The 18416-nt window shown below is 45.8% G+C and carries 17 protein-coding genes and 1 tRNA gene; 4 read left to right on the plus strand and 14 right to left on the minus strand.

What is annotated here, in order from left to right:
• Positions 1-99: 99 nt before the first annotated feature.
• Positions 100-384, minus strand: coding sequence for a YfcZ/YiiS family protein (locus SK34_RS04430; protein WP_003028186.1), 285 nt, complete (start codon positions 382-384; stop codon positions 100-102).
• A 371-nt stretch (positions 385-755) separates the two neighbouring features.
• Between SK34_RS04430 and fadL the strand changes: the two genes are divergently transcribed.
• Complete coding sequence (gene fadL / locus SK34_RS04435) at positions 756-2036, plus strand: long-chain fatty acid transporter FadL (protein ID WP_003028188.1); 1281 nt, start codon at positions 756-758, stop codon at positions 2034-2036.
• A gap of 59 nt (positions 2037-2095) precedes the next feature.
• Here the strand turns inward: fadL and mlaA are convergent, their stop codons facing one another.
• A complete protein-coding gene (gene mlaA / locus SK34_RS04440; RefSeq protein WP_003028190.1) occupies positions 2096-2851 on the minus strand; it encodes a phospholipid-binding lipoprotein MlaA in 756 nt (251 codons plus the stop codon).
• Positions 2852-3139: 288 nt separating this feature from the next.
• Between mlaA and SK34_RS04445 the strand changes: the two genes are divergently transcribed.
• The 3 genes from SK34_RS04445 to SK34_RS04455 all read left to right on the plus strand — a co-directional run bounded on the left by SK34_RS04445 (position 3140) and on the right by SK34_RS04455 (position 5579).
• Positions 3140-4081: a formate/nitrite transporter family protein gene (locus SK34_RS04445; protein WP_003839292.1), complete on the plus strand. Its 942-nt coding sequence runs from the start codon at positions 3140-3142 to the stop codon at positions 4079-4081.
• Positions 4082-4156: 75 nt separating this feature from the next.
• Positions 4157-4231 (plus strand) — tRNA-Arg (locus SK34_RS04450).
• 160 nt (positions 4232-4391) lie between these two features.
• Entirely contained in the window at positions 4392-5579 is a 1188-nt protein-coding gene (locus SK34_RS04455) for a tyrosine-type recombinase/integrase (RefSeq protein WP_048232460.1), read from the plus strand.
• Here SK34_RS04455 and SK34_RS04460 read toward each other — a convergent pair.
• The 12 genes from SK34_RS04460 to SK34_RS04510 all read right to left on the minus strand — a co-directional run bounded on the left by SK34_RS04460 (position 5576) and on the right by SK34_RS04510 (position 18232).
• Entirely contained in the window at positions 5576-7039 is a 1464-nt protein-coding gene (locus tag SK34_RS04460; protein WP_048232462.1) for a hypothetical protein, read from the minus strand. The genes SK34_RS04455 and SK34_RS04460 overlap by 4 nt on opposite strands.
• A 3-nt stretch (positions 7040-7042) precedes the next feature.
• Positions 7043-7717: a DUF2971 domain-containing protein gene (locus SK34_RS23415; protein WP_197081263.1), complete on the minus strand. Its 675-nt coding sequence runs from the start codon at positions 7715-7717 to the stop codon at positions 7043-7045.
• Positions 7718-8299: 582 nt separating this feature from the next.
• Positions 8300-8572 (minus strand): Ogr/Delta-like zinc finger protein, encoded by a 273-nt coding sequence (locus tag SK34_RS04470; RefSeq protein ID WP_000783295.1) that lies wholly within the window; start codon positions 8570-8572, stop codon positions 8300-8302.
• A 282-nt stretch (positions 8573-8854) separates the two neighbouring features.
• On the minus strand, positions 8855-11542 hold the full coding sequence (locus SK34_RS04475) for a DUF927 domain-containing protein (protein ID WP_048232464.1): 2688 nt from the start codon (positions 11540-11542) through the stop codon (positions 8855-8857).
• A complete protein-coding gene (locus SK34_RS04480) occupies positions 11539-11949 on the minus strand; it encodes a hypothetical protein (protein WP_001063903.1) in 411 nt (136 codons plus the stop codon). The genes SK34_RS04475 and SK34_RS04480 overlap by 4 nt, the downstream gene beginning before the upstream one ends.
• The gene (locus tag SK34_RS04485; RefSeq protein ID WP_003838756.1) at positions 11942-12178 is read right to left on the minus strand and encodes a hypothetical protein; all 237 of its coding nucleotides are present in this window, start codon (positions 12176-12178) and stop codon (positions 11942-11944) included. Before SK34_RS04485 ends, SK34_RS04480 begins: the two co-directional genes overlap by 8 nt.
• The gene (locus SK34_RS04490; RefSeq protein WP_001111089.1) at positions 12175-12765 is read right to left on the minus strand and encodes a host cell division inhibitor Icd-like protein; all 591 of its coding nucleotides are present in this window, start codon (positions 12763-12765) and stop codon (positions 12175-12177) included. The genes SK34_RS04485 and SK34_RS04490 overlap by 4 nt, the downstream gene beginning before the upstream one ends.
• An 87-nt stretch (positions 12766-12852) precedes the next feature.
• The gene (locus tag SK34_RS04495; protein ID WP_048232465.1) at positions 12853-13857 is read right to left on the minus strand and encodes a P2 family phage major capsid protein; all 1005 of its coding nucleotides are present in this window, start codon (positions 13855-13857) and stop codon (positions 12853-12855) included.
• 22 nt (positions 13858-13879) lie between these two features.
• A complete protein-coding gene (locus SK34_RS04500; RefSeq protein WP_048232466.1) occupies positions 13880-14740 on the minus strand; it encodes a hypothetical protein in 861 nt (286 codons plus the stop codon).
• Between the two features lie 18 nt (positions 14741-14758).
• The gene (locus SK34_RS23425; RefSeq protein WP_075262632.1) at positions 14759-14986 is read right to left on the minus strand and encodes a helix-turn-helix transcriptional regulator; all 228 of its coding nucleotides are present in this window, start codon (positions 14984-14986) and stop codon (positions 14759-14761) included.
• A 543-nt stretch (positions 14987-15529) separates the two neighbouring features.
• Complete coding sequence (locus SK34_RS04505; protein WP_003028217.1) at positions 15530-16159, minus strand: ECs1377 family protein; 630 nt, start codon at positions 16157-16159, stop codon at positions 15530-15532.
• Positions 16160-16333: 174 nt separating this feature from the next.
• Positions 16334-18232 (minus strand): methyl-accepting chemotaxis protein, encoded by a 1899-nt coding sequence (locus SK34_RS04510; RefSeq protein WP_048232467.1) that lies wholly within the window; start codon positions 18230-18232, stop codon positions 16334-16336.
• Positions 18233-18416: the final 184 nt, after the last annotated feature.

Here is an 18416-nt window from a genome sequence, read left to right on the forward strand (position 1 = left end):
CGGGGAGAAAAGAAAGTGGGAGCTAAGACACAGTGAATAATCACTGACAGTTACGAAAAAGCCCTTGCTATCAGATAGCAAGGGCTTTTGCAGAGGGGATTAACGCAGGCCCAGCTGGAAAATCAGCGTTTCAGCTTCACAGGCAAAAACAAAGTCGATATCCAGACGCACACCTTCTGACACTTCAGTAAAGGTCGAAGTGATTTGGCAAGGCTCAGATTCCACGCCACGTGCCTTTTCAGTCAGAGCGGCCAGTGTTTCTTCTGCCTCTGCGCGATTCGCGAACACACGGCTGTAGGACGCGGTGCAATCGGAGTTGTCCATGATGGTGCCAACATCCATACAGCAGCAAACCGGGGTTTCATCAGCACTGCATTTACTCATTGTAGATTTCCTCTGTATTCGCACCTGAGGTGCCAGATAAACGATAGGGATATTTTACGCTCCCATTATTCGCCTCTCCAGTCGTTAATTGTACGAAATGCGATAAGTGACCGAAATCACACTTAAAAATGATCTAAAACAAAAATCGCCCAAACAGGTGAGTGCGCACCTCCGCAATTTTGCCAGCTGGATCGCGTTTCTCTGATCAAATTTGAAAATATTTATAAACATACTTGCAACATTCCAGCTGGTCCGACCTATACTCACGCCACTGGTCTGATTTCTAAGTCGTACCTCAGACCCTACACTTCGCGCTCCTGTTACGGTATGTAACATTGTTTGTATAAAAATAAATCTATGAGGTTATGGTCATGAGCCAGAAAACCCTGTTTACAAAGTCTGCTCTCGCAGTCGCAGTGGCAATTATCTCCACACAGGCCTGGTCTGCAGGCTTTCAGTTAAACGAATTTTCTTCCTCTGGCCTTGGCCGGGCATATTCGGGTGAAGGCGCAATTGCAGATGATGCAGGAAACGCCAGTCGTAACCCGGCACTGATTATGATGTTCGATCGCCCTACTTTCTCAGCAGGTGCGGTGTATATCGATCCAGACGTTAATATTTCCGGTAAATCGCCATACACCGGACGCAGCACTGATGCGGACAACATCGCGCCTACGGCGTGGGTTCCCAATGCTCACTTCGTGATGCCTATCAACGAACAGTTTGGTTGGGGTGCTTCCGTTACCTCAAACTATGGTCTGGCTACCGAATTTAACGACAGCTACATCGTTGGTGAATACGGCGGTAAGACCGACCTTAAAACGGTCAACCTTAACCTGAGCGGTGCCTACCGTCTGAATGATAGCTGGAGCTTCGGTCTCGGTTTTAACGCCGTTTATGCTGATGCAAAAATTGAACGTTATTCTGGTGAGCAAACGGCTGCATTACCGAAGGTCAGCAACAAAATTGCCAGCCTGAAAGGGGACGAATGGGGCTACGGCTGGAACGCCGGGATTTTGTACGAACTGGATAAAAATAACCGTTATGGTTTAACGTACCGTTCTGAAGTTAAAATTGATTTTGATGGCGATTATAAGAGTGGCATCCGTACCCAAGCGAACGCCATACCTGGCGCTGGCACTACATTCCCATGGGGAACGACCAATGCCACCGTCCCGGGTTCTCTGACGCTTAACCTGCCTGAAATGTGGGAATTGTCAGGTTATAACCGTATTGCACCACAGTGGGCTATCCACTACAGCATGGCCTATACCAGCTGGAGTCAGTTCCAGGAGCTGAAAGCAACAGGTTCCAATGGACAGACACTGTTCTATAAAGAAGAAGGCTTCAAAGATTCTTACCGCATTGCATTGGGTACGACTTACTATATGGATAAAAGCTGGACGTTCCGTACCGGTATTGCTTATGACGATAGCCCGGTTCCAGCAAGCAAGCGTTCCATCTCGATTCCGGATCAGGATCGCCTGTGGTTGAGTGCAGGTACAACTTATGCGTTCAATGACGATGCCTCTATCGACGTCGGTGTGTCTTACATGCACGGACAAAAAGTAACAGTGCAAGAAGGCAACTATACTTTCGACTCTGAAGGTAAAGCCTGGCTGTTTGGTACAAACTTCAACTACGCATTCTGATTTTCTTCATACGTAAAAAAGGTGAGCTTTTTAGCTCACCTTTTTATTTGCCCAATTCCCTACTCAGAATCGATCTCTTTTAAATCGTCCTGAATGTCTTTCGCGTTCGGGTTTTCTTCTGGTTTGAGTTTCCCACCGTTCGCAATAAAGTCATGACGCTGGAAGTAAGCTTCACGCACCATAATGTAAGGATCGGAAGACTGACGCAGCAGACCGTCAGAATCGAGCAATTGCGCGCGAGTTTCAATCCCTTCAACCGTCCATTTGCCTATCGACAACGGCCAGGTCAGCCAGGATAGTACCGGATACAGGGTATCGACCATATCGCCGCCGTCATCACGCAGTGTGAAACTACCGTAGAACGGAAGCTGCATATACGGCCCGTAACCCACGTCATAGTGGCCTAACGTACTGCCAAAGCGGTGTGGTTCAACGCGCTGCAACTTCGGATTAGCCATACCTGCCACATCGATAAAGCCGCCCATACCTAACAGGGTATTCAGGAAAAAACGGGTAAAGTGCACCATCCCCTGATAAGGATCGCCTTGCAGGAAATAGTTGACCATGACAGCCGGTTCTTCAAGGTTCCCCGTAAAGTTGCTTAAACCATTACGCGCCGGCTGCGGAACATAATCACGCCAGGCCACTGCTACCGGTCGAACAACATAGGGATCCAACACGTTAAAGTTGAAGTTGTACATGGTACGGTTGAACCCTTCAAATGGGTCCGAACGCCCCTGCTGTTCAGTACCGGAGCTCGCACACCCCACCAAAAGTGTGGTTCCCAGCGCAAGCGCCGACAGGCGAAGCTTCATAAGTATCTCCCTGTGTTTTATGGCTATCGCTGATTGCCATCCATGACGGAACGATGACGTATCCGCCTGTTTAGATGTGAGCGATTGTAACAGCACGTCAAATGATGTCTATATACCCTGTCTTACTGATTTGATCATAGCCTGGTAATACGCACTCCGCGGCGGTTCTATTCTAACTAACCCGATAAAAACAAACGTTACTATTTTTGCTATCTCAGACTTTCTCCCGCTGATTTTCAGAGAAAAGCCGCTACGCTTTAGCAATACGTGCTTATTCAGGATTCGGCCATGAATGACATCAAGAAAGATAAGATTGATCGACACAGCGACGAACTCGAAGTGGAAAGCGATGAAAAACTAACAGGGAAAAAGATAGAGCTTGATGAGGACAGACTCCCCTCCCGCGCCATGGCGATCCATGAACATATTCGCCAGGATGGGGAGAAAGAGATGGAGCGCGACGCAATGGCCCTGCTGTGGTCAGCCATCGCAGCAGGACTGTCGATGGGCGCCTCGCTACTGGCTAAAGGGATTTTTCACGTACAGCTGGAAGGTGTGCCAGGGGGATTTTTACTCGAGAACCTCGGTTATACCTTCGGCTTTATTATTGTCATTATGGCCCGCCAACAACTCTTTACCGAAAATACCGTCACCGCCGTACTGCCGGTGATGCAAAACCCTACCCTCGGCAATTTTGGCCTGTTGATGCGCCTGTGGAGCGTGGTACTACTGGGTAATATTATTGGCACCGGGGTTGCAGCATGGGCGTTTGAACATATGCCGATTTTTGATGAAGAGACCCGCGATGCTTTCGTCAAAATTGGCATGGATGTGATGAAAAACTCTCCTGTGGAGATGTTTTCCAACGCCATCATTTCTGGCTGGTTAATTGCCACGATGGTGTGGATGTTCCCCGCCGCCGGGGCGGCAAAAATTGTGGTCATTATTCTGATGACCTGGCTGATTGCGTTAGGCGATACCACGCATATCGTCGTTGGCTCGGTGGAAATTCTCTATCTGGTCTTTAATGGCACGCTACACTGGAGTGATTTTTTCTGGCCCTTTGCGCTACCAACGCTCGCCGGGAATATCTGTGGCGGAACGTTTATTTTCGCGCTGATGAGCCATGCGCAGATCCGCAATGATATGAGCAACAAACGCAAGGAAGAAGCCCGGTTACAAGCAAAGCGTGATGAGCAAACGCAGAAAAACCAGAAAAAACAGGCCTGAATGGTGACTGTTTGAGCAGTCGGGCGGCCTGAGACTTACCGTTGTGAGTAAAAAACGCTATACTCGTGCCGCTTCGTCCCCTTAGTTAAATGGATATAACGAGCCCCTCCTAAGGGCTAGTTGCAGGTTCGATTCCTGCAGGGGACACCATAGCTACATCTCAGCAAGTCTAATAACTTCCATAACTCACTGATTTAAATCCTAATCACTAATCTTGTTCGTCCAGTAAAGTGCCATTATTTCTAATAGAATCTATACATCTTTGCGTATAAGATTGTGTATAACTGAGTTCGATCTTTTTTCTATACACATGCTGCTATCTGACATCCAAATAAAACGAGCAAAACCAAAGGATAAGCCCTATACGTTGAACGATGGCATGGGGTTGTCACTTCTTATCGATACATCAGGCACCAAAGGCTGGCGTTATCGCTACCGCTTTGCAGGCAAGCCGAAGATGATTTCCTTTGGCGTGTACGGTGATGTATCGCTTGCGCAGGCGCGTGCTAAACGTGACGAAGCTCGTTCGATGTTGGCCAAAGGGGTCAACCCCAGTGAAGCCAGAAAGGCAGAAAAAATTGCGTTACAGTTTGCTCATGCAAACAGCTTTGAATCTGTAGCGAGGGAATGGCACGCATCCAAAACGGCAACTTGGTCTGAGGGCTATGCAAATGAAGTTCTTAACTGCATGGAAAAAGATATTTTCCCGTTCATCGGCCAACGTCCAATCGAACAAATCGAACCTTTGGAGCTGCTCGCCGTTCTGCAAAAGATCGAAAAAAGAGGTGCGCTTGAGCAAACCAGCAAAATACGTCGCCGCTGCGGTGAAGTTCTAAGATATGCAGTCGCTACCGGGCGAGCAAAGTATAACTTTGCCCCTGATTTGGCGATCGCACTCAACAAACCGAAAAAACAGCATTTCCCTTTCCTCAGTGAAAGTGAGCTACCTGCTTTTGTAAGCACCTTGGAAAACTATCAAGGCAGTTTAGTAACCAAATATGCAACACAGCTACTGATGCTCACAGGGGTGCGCACAATCGAACTACGAGCTGCAGAATGGGTGGAGTTTGACTTAGAAAATGCCTTATGGGAGATCCCCAAAGAGCGAATGAAGAAACGCCGTCCTCATCTGGTTCCTATATCTACTCAGGCGCTCAGCATTCTGAGGCAGCTGCAAGTAATTACTGGAAATTACAGCCTTGTTTTCCCTGGCCGCAATGATGTCAGGAAGCCGATGAGTGAAGCCAGCATCAATAAAGTAATAAAGCTCCTTGGCTATCATGGCCGCTTAACAGGCCATGGTTTCAGGCATACTATGAGCACTATTTTGCATGAGCATGGTTTCGAAAGCGCATGGATTGAAATGCAGCTTGCGCATGTTGACAAGAACTCTATCCGAGGTACTTACAATCATGCGCTTTATTTAAGCCATCGAAAAACAATGATGCAATGGTATGGCAATTTTATATATAATTTTTCAGGCTCATCAGAAGATTAACTTATATGATGTTTAATCCATAAAATCAATGGATAATACCATGCCTCCTTCTTTGATGGATCAATCGCCATTGCAGCTAGAACTATCTGAACAAGAGCAAAAAATAATACAACCCAAGATAACCTCTTATTATATTTAACGTTGTTAACTTGTATTCTATTCTCTGACAAGGAATATATTGCACCTGTAATCCCTTTTAATTTTTCCGATCTATCGGTTAGATTTTCAATCTGAAAACTAGCGTTTTCCAAGTATTCCTTTGTTAAATTGAAATCCATATCACTCTTTAATGATTTTAGCCACAGAAGTATTATTTCAAGTTGATAAGAAACTAAGAACAACCTTTCATGAAGCACCTCCAGCGAAAGGTTAGCTTTATGCAGTTTAGTATCATTTATATACTTACTAAGATAATCAATTTTCTTTCTTATAAGGAAAAGGGGAATGATTGCCAAATGTGACTCTGTATTATAGATAATATCTTTTTTAAAATTATTATATTGATTCATTTTCCCTTCCGGAAAACAATACAAATAGAACCAATCAAAACCTTTTATACTATGAAAATGTTCATTTATAAATGACTCTTGCCTATTAGTAGAAATTTTTGACTCCCAAAAAACCATCTGCTTTCTAATGTAGATATTTAGATTTTCATTATCACTTTTTGCATCACGATCAAAATATGGGGATTCCTGATTGAGGTAGAAATCACTTACACAGCATACTTCGTCCTCCTGCTTATTAATTTTTATTTCTTTTAGCACTGCATAGATAAATTTCCTCGATGAATTTTCGATACAAACCATCTTATCCATCAAAATATTCTTGGAATATTCGTGATAATTTTTTAACTTTAACCCTACATTCTTTTTAGAAAATATATTGAAGGTATCAAGCTCTAAAAAGTCATTCATCACAGGCACATTAACATGCTTAACCTCTCCCGAAACTCCCTCCTTAAGCATTATGTAAAATGTGAGAAAGGACAGCCCCGCAGAATATTTAGTAAGAGAAATACTAACACCATTAAAATATTCGTCCTTAATGTAAAATGGATTAAACCCGTCCGTGTAACCATCGTGATTTATTCTTATATAACCTATATTCATCCAACCTGAATTATTATCGAATGTTCTTGATTCAATATTCCTATTTCTTACTCCATCTACAAACATTGATTTTTTTTCAGCCCATTTCTTCAAGTTTTTTAATTCATCATCATTAATTAGCATTGAATAAGAAATGGCCTTCCAATGCAAATCCCCCTCGAACAGAGATATGGATGAATACTGGGGTTTTTCTTCCTTTTTATTTTTCATCCACTCACTAGCCGAATGATGTTCTTGCGCATAAAATTGGAGATACCCAGGGACTAATTTAGGATATTTGAATGCAAAGTCAATAATCCTCTGAGTGAACCTAGATCTGTTTATTTTTAATATTTGAGGTGTTTTCATATATTAATAACACTCCGTAGAAACAAATAACTTGTAACTGTTAGAACTTCGTACTATTTTTTTAAATTTAATTTCATTGTTTGAAAACTGGGCTTTCAACTCATCTAGCTTTGACATATCAAAACTATAACCTAGTATTACACAATCAAGAGCTTCTTCAGTATGCACCTCAACCTTGCTGACACTAGCTTCATTTTCAGCGATATCATTATGGATCAATCTCACCTCATCTTCATAAGCCCAACATGAAGATTTCCTAAAAATAATATCCCGCGATATATTTGCAAAATCGTCAACAGCAGAAATAAGATCTATTGATGTATCATCATATACTACATCCCCATATAAATGAGGCTTTATATCATGCAATAAAATTTCTTTTTTATATCGCAAACAATAACCTCTATGAGAATCAGCGTAATGAGACCATAACAGATGATTTGTTGCATTTTTTGAAAAACAACATACAAAACTTCTTTGTAAAGAGGCAAATAAAATATCAATTATTGGTGATAAAGGATGTTCATATATGCGCCCACTATTAACTAACTGTTGAGCCTGAACAATATAATTCAAAGCAGTGCGCTCAATTTGTTCTGTTGTTATTAATTTTGCATCGAGAAGTGTTTTTGCACTGGTATTTTTATGAATAAATGAAAGCATTGATGAACCAGACATAAGGTTTACTGGTACGTTCAACGTACAGTCAAATGGATCATTAAAATTCCGCCCCACAGAATACCAAATTTCGCGTTTACGTAACGATAAAAGGTTCCGTGCATTCATTTCCCTATATTTATATAAATACATATAATGATCCTATCATGTACATTAAGCCTAGTACTGCCCTGCTATGGTATTGTATTACCAATTTTTTGTTCAACAAGAAAGTTTCTACCTCACCAAAATCGCACTACACCGCACCCGCCTGCGGTTTTCATATCACTAAAATTTTTCAGTTGTGATTTTTTACAAACGATATCGCCAGGCCGCGCCCGTTCTGGGGATGCTCTGCGAGACAGGAACTGAAAAGAATGAAAAGAAATTCAGCTTTTTTCAGTTTTACTGTCCGTCGTGTCTGCGGTCTGAATACGCAACACTATGATATTAAATGGATAATTTATTTTAGGTGTGTGATTTTATGAAGACTCGTGAAACACGAAAAACATAACCATATGAAAAATAATAACTTTATATCCTTATTAACTGAAATCCTGTGTTCAGGTTTCGGGAACGGATCGGCCATTCCCGACGCATACTTTACCCATTTTTTTGCGCAGCCAGCAGCAACTTTAAAGCCTTTTCCCGTTCCTCGGGTGGAATGGCATCAATTAGCTCTTTAACCCTCCCCTGCCCGTTCAGCGCGCTTGGACTAACGGAATGGGAGAAAGCAACATTCATCACAAACGAATGACCGCACTCCACATTAGAGCAATAGCAGTACACATCGTACAGTTGTGGGTGTTTCCTGTTTGTTTTACCTATCCGCGCTACTGCCTGACATGTGGGGCAGTACATTCTCATCATCTTCATCGTTCTGTGCCCTATACTGTTGCCCGCCAGAAGAAGGGATTTGGATCCCTACCTCTTGTTCTGAACGTGTAACACTGGTAACACGTGTAACGCTATTGATTTAAAAGGATTTAATCTGTTACCAGTTAGCAAAATCAAGAGGTAACGCGTGGTAACACACCATTTTTTGTTACCTCTGTTACCAGTCAGTATTTTTGACTGGTAACACTGAAGAACCGTATCAGTAGCGGGTGTTACCTCTGTTACCAGTGTTACCTCATAAAAATAAGACTCACGCGATAATTACTCAGGTTCGGCGCTTCCCAGTACCTGTGTATTGAACTGGTACACACGTTTAAGCCCTATTTCTGGCAGGCGAATGCTGTTTTGCGTCCGGCCATCTTCACCGGGTTTCAGCCAGCCCGCGTCCACACACAACCTGGCCACCTTACGCGAATCAAATCCCTTACAGATCTCCTTCCAGCCTGACGGGAGAACGTAGAACGTCACAACCGGCTCTGTCACGTTATCTCCTTTATCGACTTTTCTGAATCCCATCATTGAAACAGGCCGGTTCCTGTCGTCATTCCAGTCAGCAAACCGACTGAACTGATTACGCGTCATGAAGTCCCGTACCTGTTCAAGCGCCGCTTTATCTTCCTGATTAGCTGTATGGCCCCGATCAGCCATCCATGCAGCCAGACAACTTTGAGCGGCACGAAAGGCCTCTCCCTCCGGCCATCCTGTGATGCCCGCTTTTGTGGCCAGCTCCCCGGCCATAGCAACCAGAGCAAAACGGGTAACAGCCCGGCCAACCTGATTCCCGGCATTTTCCGGCGTCAGCCTCCGGGTGTACTCTTTCAATAAGGCTTTCGCCTGGCTGGTCAGTTCCGGCAGATCAGCGGTCAGGCAATGCAGCCAGTCGCGGAATGGTGCACCATGATAATGCGCTACGTGCTGCTCAAGATGCTCAGCCAGGGTTTTCCCGCTACTGAAACCATGTAGTTCTTCAAACACGCCATATTTGCCTGAATCACTTGGGATTTGGATCATTCTGACCTCAACTCCGGCATACGTACGTTCCCCGGCGCTTGCCGCATGTTCCACCAGTGACAGTTCCCCGGTGGACAGAAACAACAGATTCCAGCGGTTGGTTTCCCTTACCGAACCATCTGTTCTGGCTCTGGCTTTGCCCTGCCCGTTAGCCAGCATATAAGCGATATTCCCCGCCTCCCTGCCGTCAACCTCCCGGATTTCATCCAGCATCAGTGTGGCATCATTGCGGCGGCTCGCCGTTCCTTCTAATGCATTCCCCGTCGCCCGCCACGTATGCCAGAAATCTGTTCCACCACATACCGATGCAGCCACTTTCATCGTCGTGGTTTTACCGTCTGTTGATTCCCCTTTCAGGTGATAACCTCCACCGCCGATACCAACCAGTTTCAGAAGGGGGGCAGCAAATGCCAGACTCACCGCAAAGGCAAGACGGGCATTATTTATGCAGTAACGGCCTATATTTTCACGCCAGTCCTCTGATGTGCCGCTGACACGAAAATCACGCCCCTGCACACTCGACGTTTGTAAGATGACTGACTGGGCTTCGCGCCCTATCACTTCATCCTGGAGAACGTAAACCCCGCCGTGCCAGCCCGTTTTATTTACACAGGTAACTTTTCTGTCCGGTTTACACAGCGAGATATATTCCATCAGGAATGCTCTGGCCATACCGTTAATGTTGATGTAAGAAAGCCCGTTAACCAGCAGAACGCGGCGCAGTTCTTCCCCGCTGCCACCCAGCATCTCCATCGGCATTGCCCATTTACGGCTGTTTCCGTTGGTATCTTCCCATTCCAGCAAACGCCCGTAATTACTCCCATCAGCATCACTGGTGATTGCCGTCACCCGCAACGGGCTGCAAATTTTGATATTGCGTATCTCCGTATCACCATCAGACTTATTAACCAGCTTGTCGTACCACAAATATTCTTTTGTCAGCCGGAACCCTTCTGGTAAACGGGTCTGCCCTTTGCCATGCAGCGTCATTTCTTCCCGAAAGGCATCTCTCGCCCGTTCTTTCCCCACTTCCTGCCGATAGTCATCCCAGTCAGCCTTATGGCGTACCGGAGGGAGCGTTACCCAGCCATCCACCGCTTTGGCGGCTTTCTCTGCCTGAATACGCCCGGTGTTTTCTTTTCCGTCAGCCAGATCATTATCTCCGGCCAGAATGATCCGGGTTTCCGGCCAGCGTTTTCGGATCTGCTCCGTCACCTTCAGTAAATTGGTGGCAGCGACAGCCGCCACGATCCATCCTTCAGTCAGCAGACTGACGGTAAGCGCCGTGGCAAAACCCTCAGTGATAATCACCTGTTCAGGTGTTTCAGCGGGTATATCGGTCAGGGCAATGAATGCGCCAGACAGCTGGCTACCTGGCAGCAGACTTTTATCCCCGTCAGGATTGATAAGCTGACCACCGGTAATATTCCCGGAGATATCCGTCAACGGCAGCAGTAATGAACCGGAGGAAAATGTTATTCCGGCCAGATTCAAAGGCTGTGACAGCAAGGGAAGTGAATACCCGTGTAAGCTCTTGTTTGTCAGATAGACCGGCTCACCATTGCAGGACCGCTGTCTGAGTCTGGTATATCGCTCCGCACCCGCTTCTTTTCCTGCGGCCTTTTTCCTGGCTGGCAAAGCGGGCTTCTCCTGTATTTCTGGTAATGCAAGCGCCTCAGATACCATCCCGGCGGCTTCTTTTATCTTTCTTCCTGTCACCAGACGAACCAGATCAAGACCATCGCCATGACCGCACTGATTACAAAACCACGTCCCACGCCCCGCTTTATCGTCCAGTCGAAAGCGATCTTTGCCACCACAGGCAGGGCAAGCCCCATGATGTCCTGCGGACGGTACTTTGATACCTAATGCTGACAGGATATAAGGCCAGCGCCCAATCGCAGCCCCGGAAATCGTGGATACAGACTGTGTTTTCACAGCAGCACCTCCTGACCTTCCGGCTTCACAAATTCAAAACCTTCGGGTAGTTCGCCATCAGGTGCACCGAAAATAATATCCCGGTAAACCTCACGCATCTCTGTGACACCAAAAACTGACAGGCGAATATTTTCTGACATAAAGCCTGGTTTAAGCATTTTTTCCAGTTTCTCTGCGGCCAGTATGCAACCAGCATCAGCCCCAAACTCATTCACCCACGGCATTTCAATATGGTAAATAATATTGCTCACCACTTTTTCGTGGGTGAGTTCTATTCTTTCGCCATCTTCAATATAAACAGGTTCATTATGAACACGCTCCATTAAGGAAATGAATGCATCAGCAATGTAGTACCGTAAGACCGCTGTTCGTAAAGCATGCGCCTTTAAATTTTGATTATTATTCATCGCGCATCACTCCCTTAATTGTGCTGGTTTCCTTAACAACGCCATCCAGTTGTTCGGCAATACAGGCCACTAAAGCCGCAGCGCCTTCCGCTGAAACCGTTCTAGCTCCATTCACTGTGGGAACGGACAGGACCTCTGCAAGAAACTCACTGGCCAGTGCCGCCCGTAACAGACGACTCTCACCCAGTTCGCTCAATATGCAGCCTTGCTTAAAATTCATGGATTTCATGCAACCACCTCCCCGGCACTTTTCACAGGGATACGGGCAGCAAAGCTCAGGATAAATTCAGTGGCAAGTTTAAGGCGTGCAGCATGCTCGCAGTCTGCAATTACACGCACAGGACGTGGACGGGCATCACGGTCTGTACGGCGAACAGCCAGAAAGACAAAGGTAAATTCAGGGTGAGATAAAGCAGGGACTGTAGCCATAATGGCAACCTCCGTTAGATAGCGGGTAACGCTACCACCGGAGTTCCTACGCTCATGGGTGGTAGCCCAGACGGGGGTAGGAATACCGGCTCTAACGGATACCGGCCAGCCCGAAAGCTGCCCCGCCTGGACTACCATAATACTGATGATGTGGCGTAAAAAATAAAAACATGCAGTCAGCCACCACACCATAAATTTTAGGTGAGTCAAAGCTACGACACAAAAAAACACGCCTGGCGCGTGTTGTGTCGCCGTTAGATTACACGGGTTCCTACGCCCGGCTGCCGATTTTGCGGCAACCTTTAAACTATATCCCGCGCATTCCTGGTGAGGCAAGAAATTTATAACCGAAAACTGAACATTGCCTGGATTAATTAACGCTGGCATGCTTAAGCCTCTGCTTAAAAATAGTTCTTCATTTTTCCTGATGCTGTAAACGAGACCCGCCTCTGAGCGGGTCTTTCTGTCGCGAAGTCAATCAGTAAACGTCAGGGCGCTCTCATCAACAGCCGCGTACAGTTCAGGTTCACCGAGTGCATAGCCTTCATTGCGCAGGTAGGAATGTACGTATTCACTGTTTTCATCATCAAACTCAGCACGAAACCAACGTGTTATCGCCTGAGTGTAAATATGCAGATTATCCAGCGTCGTTACTGCCAGACGCTTACCCGGCATAAACGGGGGAATAAACGCAAAGCGGCCTGCAACAGAACTTGTAGCCATCTGTGCAGCATTCACATCAGCCGGGCGGTCTGCGGCATTAAATAACTTCAGGCGTTGATGTGCTGCCAGCTCTGCCCCAACCAGTACAACCAGACGGGGATCTTCACGAAACTGCTCAGCAATAAGCTCAGTAATCAGATGGTTGGCCAGAGCATCAATATTTTTCCAGGTGCCAGTCTCTCCCAGCGTGACAGGCTCAGAGATGATTTGCTTCCCGTTCCCGTAGGCTTTCGCCAGTGCATGCCAGCCAATATTGACATCCTCGCCTTTTTTATTGATTTCCGGGTTTGTAGTATTTGCAATCGACACACCATTGAAACCGACCCGCAGCATGTCCAGCGCATATGCCTGGGCAAAAAAGCTCTCAACCGTTTTCTCAAACTCATCCGGCACGCCGGTATGGTAAATATGAGACATATCGGAATAGCTGATCCGGGCGCAGGTATCCGTCTCTGTCAGAAAAAACTCCGTACCATTGATTGCCATTTTTTTGTGGAAACGGCCACCATCCACACGTCCGGTATGCAGTTCACTGGCGCCAATATTGACGGCATTACCTGACACGGCGTTAACATCACGTAGGGTGATATTTTTAATAAGCCACCCGGATTCCAGAATTGAGGTACGCAGTATATTTTCAGTAGGTTCGCTTAATGCAAAGCGTCTGTTTGATTCTTCCTGATAGTTAGTGCCAGTGACGAATTTATTATGATAACGACGTGCTGCGTCCGGCCTTTCAGTTTTGAAGGCATACATAGTTTTTCACCTTTTTAAGTATTTAAGAAAAGATTTTATTTTTGTACTCAGTAACCCGATTGTATTTCATTACATGCTCAACATAATCCCGGTCACTTACGACTGAACGTAATACATAATTATCTGCTCGATAGTACTCCCTGTAAGCCATAGCTCTTGCCATTCCACCGTTATTTAATACATAACGATCAGTTGGAACGCTACAACGGCTAATAATTTCACTCACAGAATCAGACAAAGATTTGAGTGCATCTGTAATAAATTTAATATCACGGACAACGTCACCGTCATTAAACACAGAAATAAAATCAGCAGGGATCTGGCCGGATTGAGGAAATATGTTCAGTAAACGCTTCTCAACTCCCTTACCAATGTAGTTAACTTCATCGGCCAGTACGCCCGGTAAAAGCTTGATTGTGCTCAGTCGGCTATGTTGCTCATTCAGTCGGGAAACAGCCAGATGGTAACATCGTTCAGCATCTGCTCGTTCAGCATGCCCAGTTTTATCCGTTTTGGCTTCAGCAATGCTACTGACGCCGTTTTTTGAGAATGTGCTTTTCCATGCAACCTCCGCATTTGTCACTTCACGCTGCCGGAAAGATAACTCTTCCTCTTCCTGACGACACAACTGGGCATAACGGCTCAGGAGCAGGTTGATCTCATTCGCCACAGCTTCCGTATCAGGTACTGTTAACCCCGTAAGTGAATACAGCTTTTCACCTTTAGCGCGCAGCTTATTCAGTGAATATATTTCAATAATACGCACAATACAGGCCGTGTCGCTATGAGTCTCTTTAAACGGGCTTACTTTATAAGAATTTAACACCGACGCATGTTCATTTTTAACTGATATAATTCTTTTCTTAAAAAAAATTTCATTCATATTATCACCATTTTATTTTCAGGAATTAAAATTTCTATTTTTAATGTTTTTTTCAATCCATTCATTAACCTCATTTTCCACCCATGCAACAGAACGAGAACCAATAGATACTTGGTTTGGAAATTCATTGTTCTTTATCTTTAGATAAATTGTTGACTTAGGTAACCCAGTCAAATTAATCACATCTGTTATTCTCAGAAGTCTATAATTTTTTTTGGGTGTGTCACGTCCAGGCAATAAGCTCATAGCTATATCCTTAACAATATATATTTATTCTAAGACTTAAATAGTCTCCATTGGCTGTATATATACTTGCACAGAAGAATTAATCAGTAAAGACTGGCACTTTCATATTCATTCAAAAAATTTGAATGGTGAATAATGGTGAATATTGGTGAATGTTATTGAGTATTACTGAGTGACAACCTTTGCCAGTGCTTGTTAATCCCTGATAATGATGAAATTTGATGAACAATATATGTAACAATTTGTAAATAAAAAGCTACATTGGTTGGGCTGGGCTGGGCTGGGCTGGGCTGGGCTGGGCTGGGCTGGGCTGGGCTGGGCTGGGCTGGGCTGGGCTGGGCTGGGCTGGGCTGGGGAAAATACACCCAGTCCATAAAAAAGCACTAATTTTTTCTTATGTGTATAACTAAGTGTATAGAATTTTAATTCTAGCATTTATATATTCATAAAAATCAATCTATTAATTCACTAATCACATTCCTGCAGGGGACACTCTGAAATTAATGCATCCTGTTTAAATCCAATCAATTACCAGCCAGTTCATCACTGGGCCAGGCGGTAGAACGGCACATTCCTCACTGTTGCAGTAAGATTGTCGGACACCATTGTCTGCTTGGTAGCTATCCGCATCCCTGCTTTTCTCAGCCTCAACACATCAGCGGCAATACGCTGGCTGCCAAACCAGAAAAGCCCGTCCAGCGCAGTGACATCAAGGCCTGATTCAAGTGCCAGCTTCAGACGTTCGCGTGGTGCTTTTACTGTTTTAGCAATCTGCTGATACGGCGCTTCGCTTGAACCTGCAGGACTAATGCGCCGGATTCGATGCGACAGGCGGTACTGAAATTCATCCGGTATCCCACCGAGACTCGCTTTCAGGCTGTAAACACAACCAAAGCGTTTGCCGTTAAAGATGACGTTTTTCTGACTAAGCTGCAGCTCTTCACGCACGCTGGCAATCAGTTGCGGGGTACGGAGTAATAACAGGCGGAAAGGCAACTCAAAACTGGTCACGTAGTCCACATTCAATAAAGCAATACGCAGACGCTCTTGCGGTCCCGCCTTCAATTCGCGACATTCAGTAATAACATCAGCCCACTGGCCGGTAAGGCGGGAGCTCTCAGTCGCCTCAGTAAAGCTGTATTTTTCAGTCTCATAATCAATACGTTCAGTCACACGGAATTCCCTTCTGGCCACATCTCGGTATCGGTTGTTCACTTTACCAGCGACAAGATTGCTATGTCAGGAATCTTTGCTTAACCCACCCAATATTTGCTTCATACCATCACACTAAGATGACGACAACTGACCGATCCGGCGCGTTTACCGGATCGGTACAGCGGCGTCATGTCAGACAACAAAACGATTGACCAGCCCCTTCATGGTGACTGACAGATTGTCCAGCCGCTGGCTGTCGCTCGCGGCCTGAGAAACCAGCGCCGCATTTTGCTGCGTAACCTGCTCCATCGGCCGCAGTGCCAGGTTTATCTGGGTTACCCCTTGCGACTGTTCCGTCGCCACACGCGCGATATCCGCAATATATTGCTTCATACTGGTGGTATTGTCCGCTGCCGCTTCCAGCGCGGTAGCAGACGCCGTGACCCGCTCAACGCCCTCACTAATTTTAACCATATTCTGCGCAACCAGCTCGCGGATCTGGTTAGCTTCTTTGGCACAACGCTGCGAAAGATTCCGCACTTCACTGGCCACAACCGCAAACCCCCTGCCCATCTCTCCTGCCCGCGCAGCTTCCACTGCCGCATTCAGCGCCAGTAAGTTAGTCTGAAACGAGATATCATCAATTGAGGTCACAATATTCGATATTTTCTCACTGGAAGCGCGAATATCCCCCATACTCTGGTTCGCCGCAGAGGCAACGTTACTGGCCTGTCGGACCTCTTTTTCCAGCCTGATTGTCAGATGCTCCGCTTCGCGGGCATTATCCGCTGTTTGCGTAATCGCAGTTGATAGCTGCTCCATACTGGCCACGGCTTGTACTATTGATGCAGCCTGTTCATCTGTACGTTGAGCCAAATCCTGATTTCCCACCGTAATACTGCTGCTGGCATCGGACAAAACCACGGCGCCTTGTTTAATCTCCTGTACGATATGCTGAATACTTTCCAGCATCGTGTTATAGGCACGATTAAGTGAGGAAAGCTCATCTTTACCCGGCGTCGCCAGACGTTGAGTCAGATCGCCATTCATCCCCGCAATCTTGCGCAGCGTGTCGCTGAATTGGCGATGCATATTGATTGCGATGGCTCCAGCGAAGGTCAATGATGCCAGTAGCGCTAACAAGCTGACGACCATATATATTTGCCAGTTTTTTCGTGCATCCTGCGCGAGTTTTTCTGCATTCGCCAACAGAAGATTTGCCGTCACATTTTCTATCTGCCGCATCACTTCAATACGCTGGGTTTGTACTTTGAACCAGGTAGTAGGATCGACACCAAATCCACCGTTCTCGACATGATTAAACGCGGTTTCACGAAATGAGAGGGCTTTTGACGCTTCTGCAGATTGTAAGCGATTTTTCAACATGGCCGCCTGTTCAGGCGAGCTCAGGCGCAACGATTGTGCCAGCCAGACGTTCTGTTTACTGACGACATCACTGAGCTGATGTAACTGTCCGTCGGCGAAATGACCGGAGGAAAAGATATTTGATAACAGTGCCCGTTCAATACCCGCTTGTTCTTTCAAATTCAGCAGATTGTAGTAGGCGGCAAATGCGTTTGCCATTTCGCCAGAATCCGTCAACTGCCCCAACTTGCCGACAAAACTCAGCACATCAGCAATGGCGTTGGTGTAAAACTTAACCACATCTGCGGCCGGAAGCCCCAACTGCGTGACATTTTCCCGGATGGTGGCGAGCGAAAGAATGTTTTTCTTAAACGCAGCGACAGAGGTAGCAACATCCCCTTCCGGTAATGCAGTATCGGACAACGAGCGCACGAATACCTCGATCTCGCGATCGGTCAAAGCCCGCTGCGCGTTTAACTCATCTTTGAACGTAGTCCCTGCAGCCCCCAGAAATCCGACACTCATTCCCCGTTCTTTTTGCAGTTCATGCACCACATTTCCAGCACTGCGTGCGAGCGCTGTCAGTTGGGCAATATTCTCCATCTGCCGTTCTGTCTCAATACGCGTCAATATTCCTGAACCTGCAAACCAACACAACGCCAGTAATAGTGGTTGTAGCGCGATTATTAACTTCATTTTCATCGGCATTCGATAAACCCACCACATGCCACTTCCCTCCATTGTCCATATTTTCATTATGGTTATCGGCGTAAAGAAGCGGCTCTTTAAATTTGAGCAATGGGCAACTGTTTGTTTTTTAGATTAAATATTTACCAGGATAACTCTATTTAATTACTTCAATCAGAATAAAACGCTGTCTAATGTGAATCTGCAAACCTATGCTCCATCT

The organism is Citrobacter sp. MGH104 (assembly GCF_001034485.1).
GTDB lineage: Bacteria > Pseudomonadota > Gammaproteobacteria > Enterobacterales > Enterobacteriaceae > Citrobacter > Citrobacter freundii.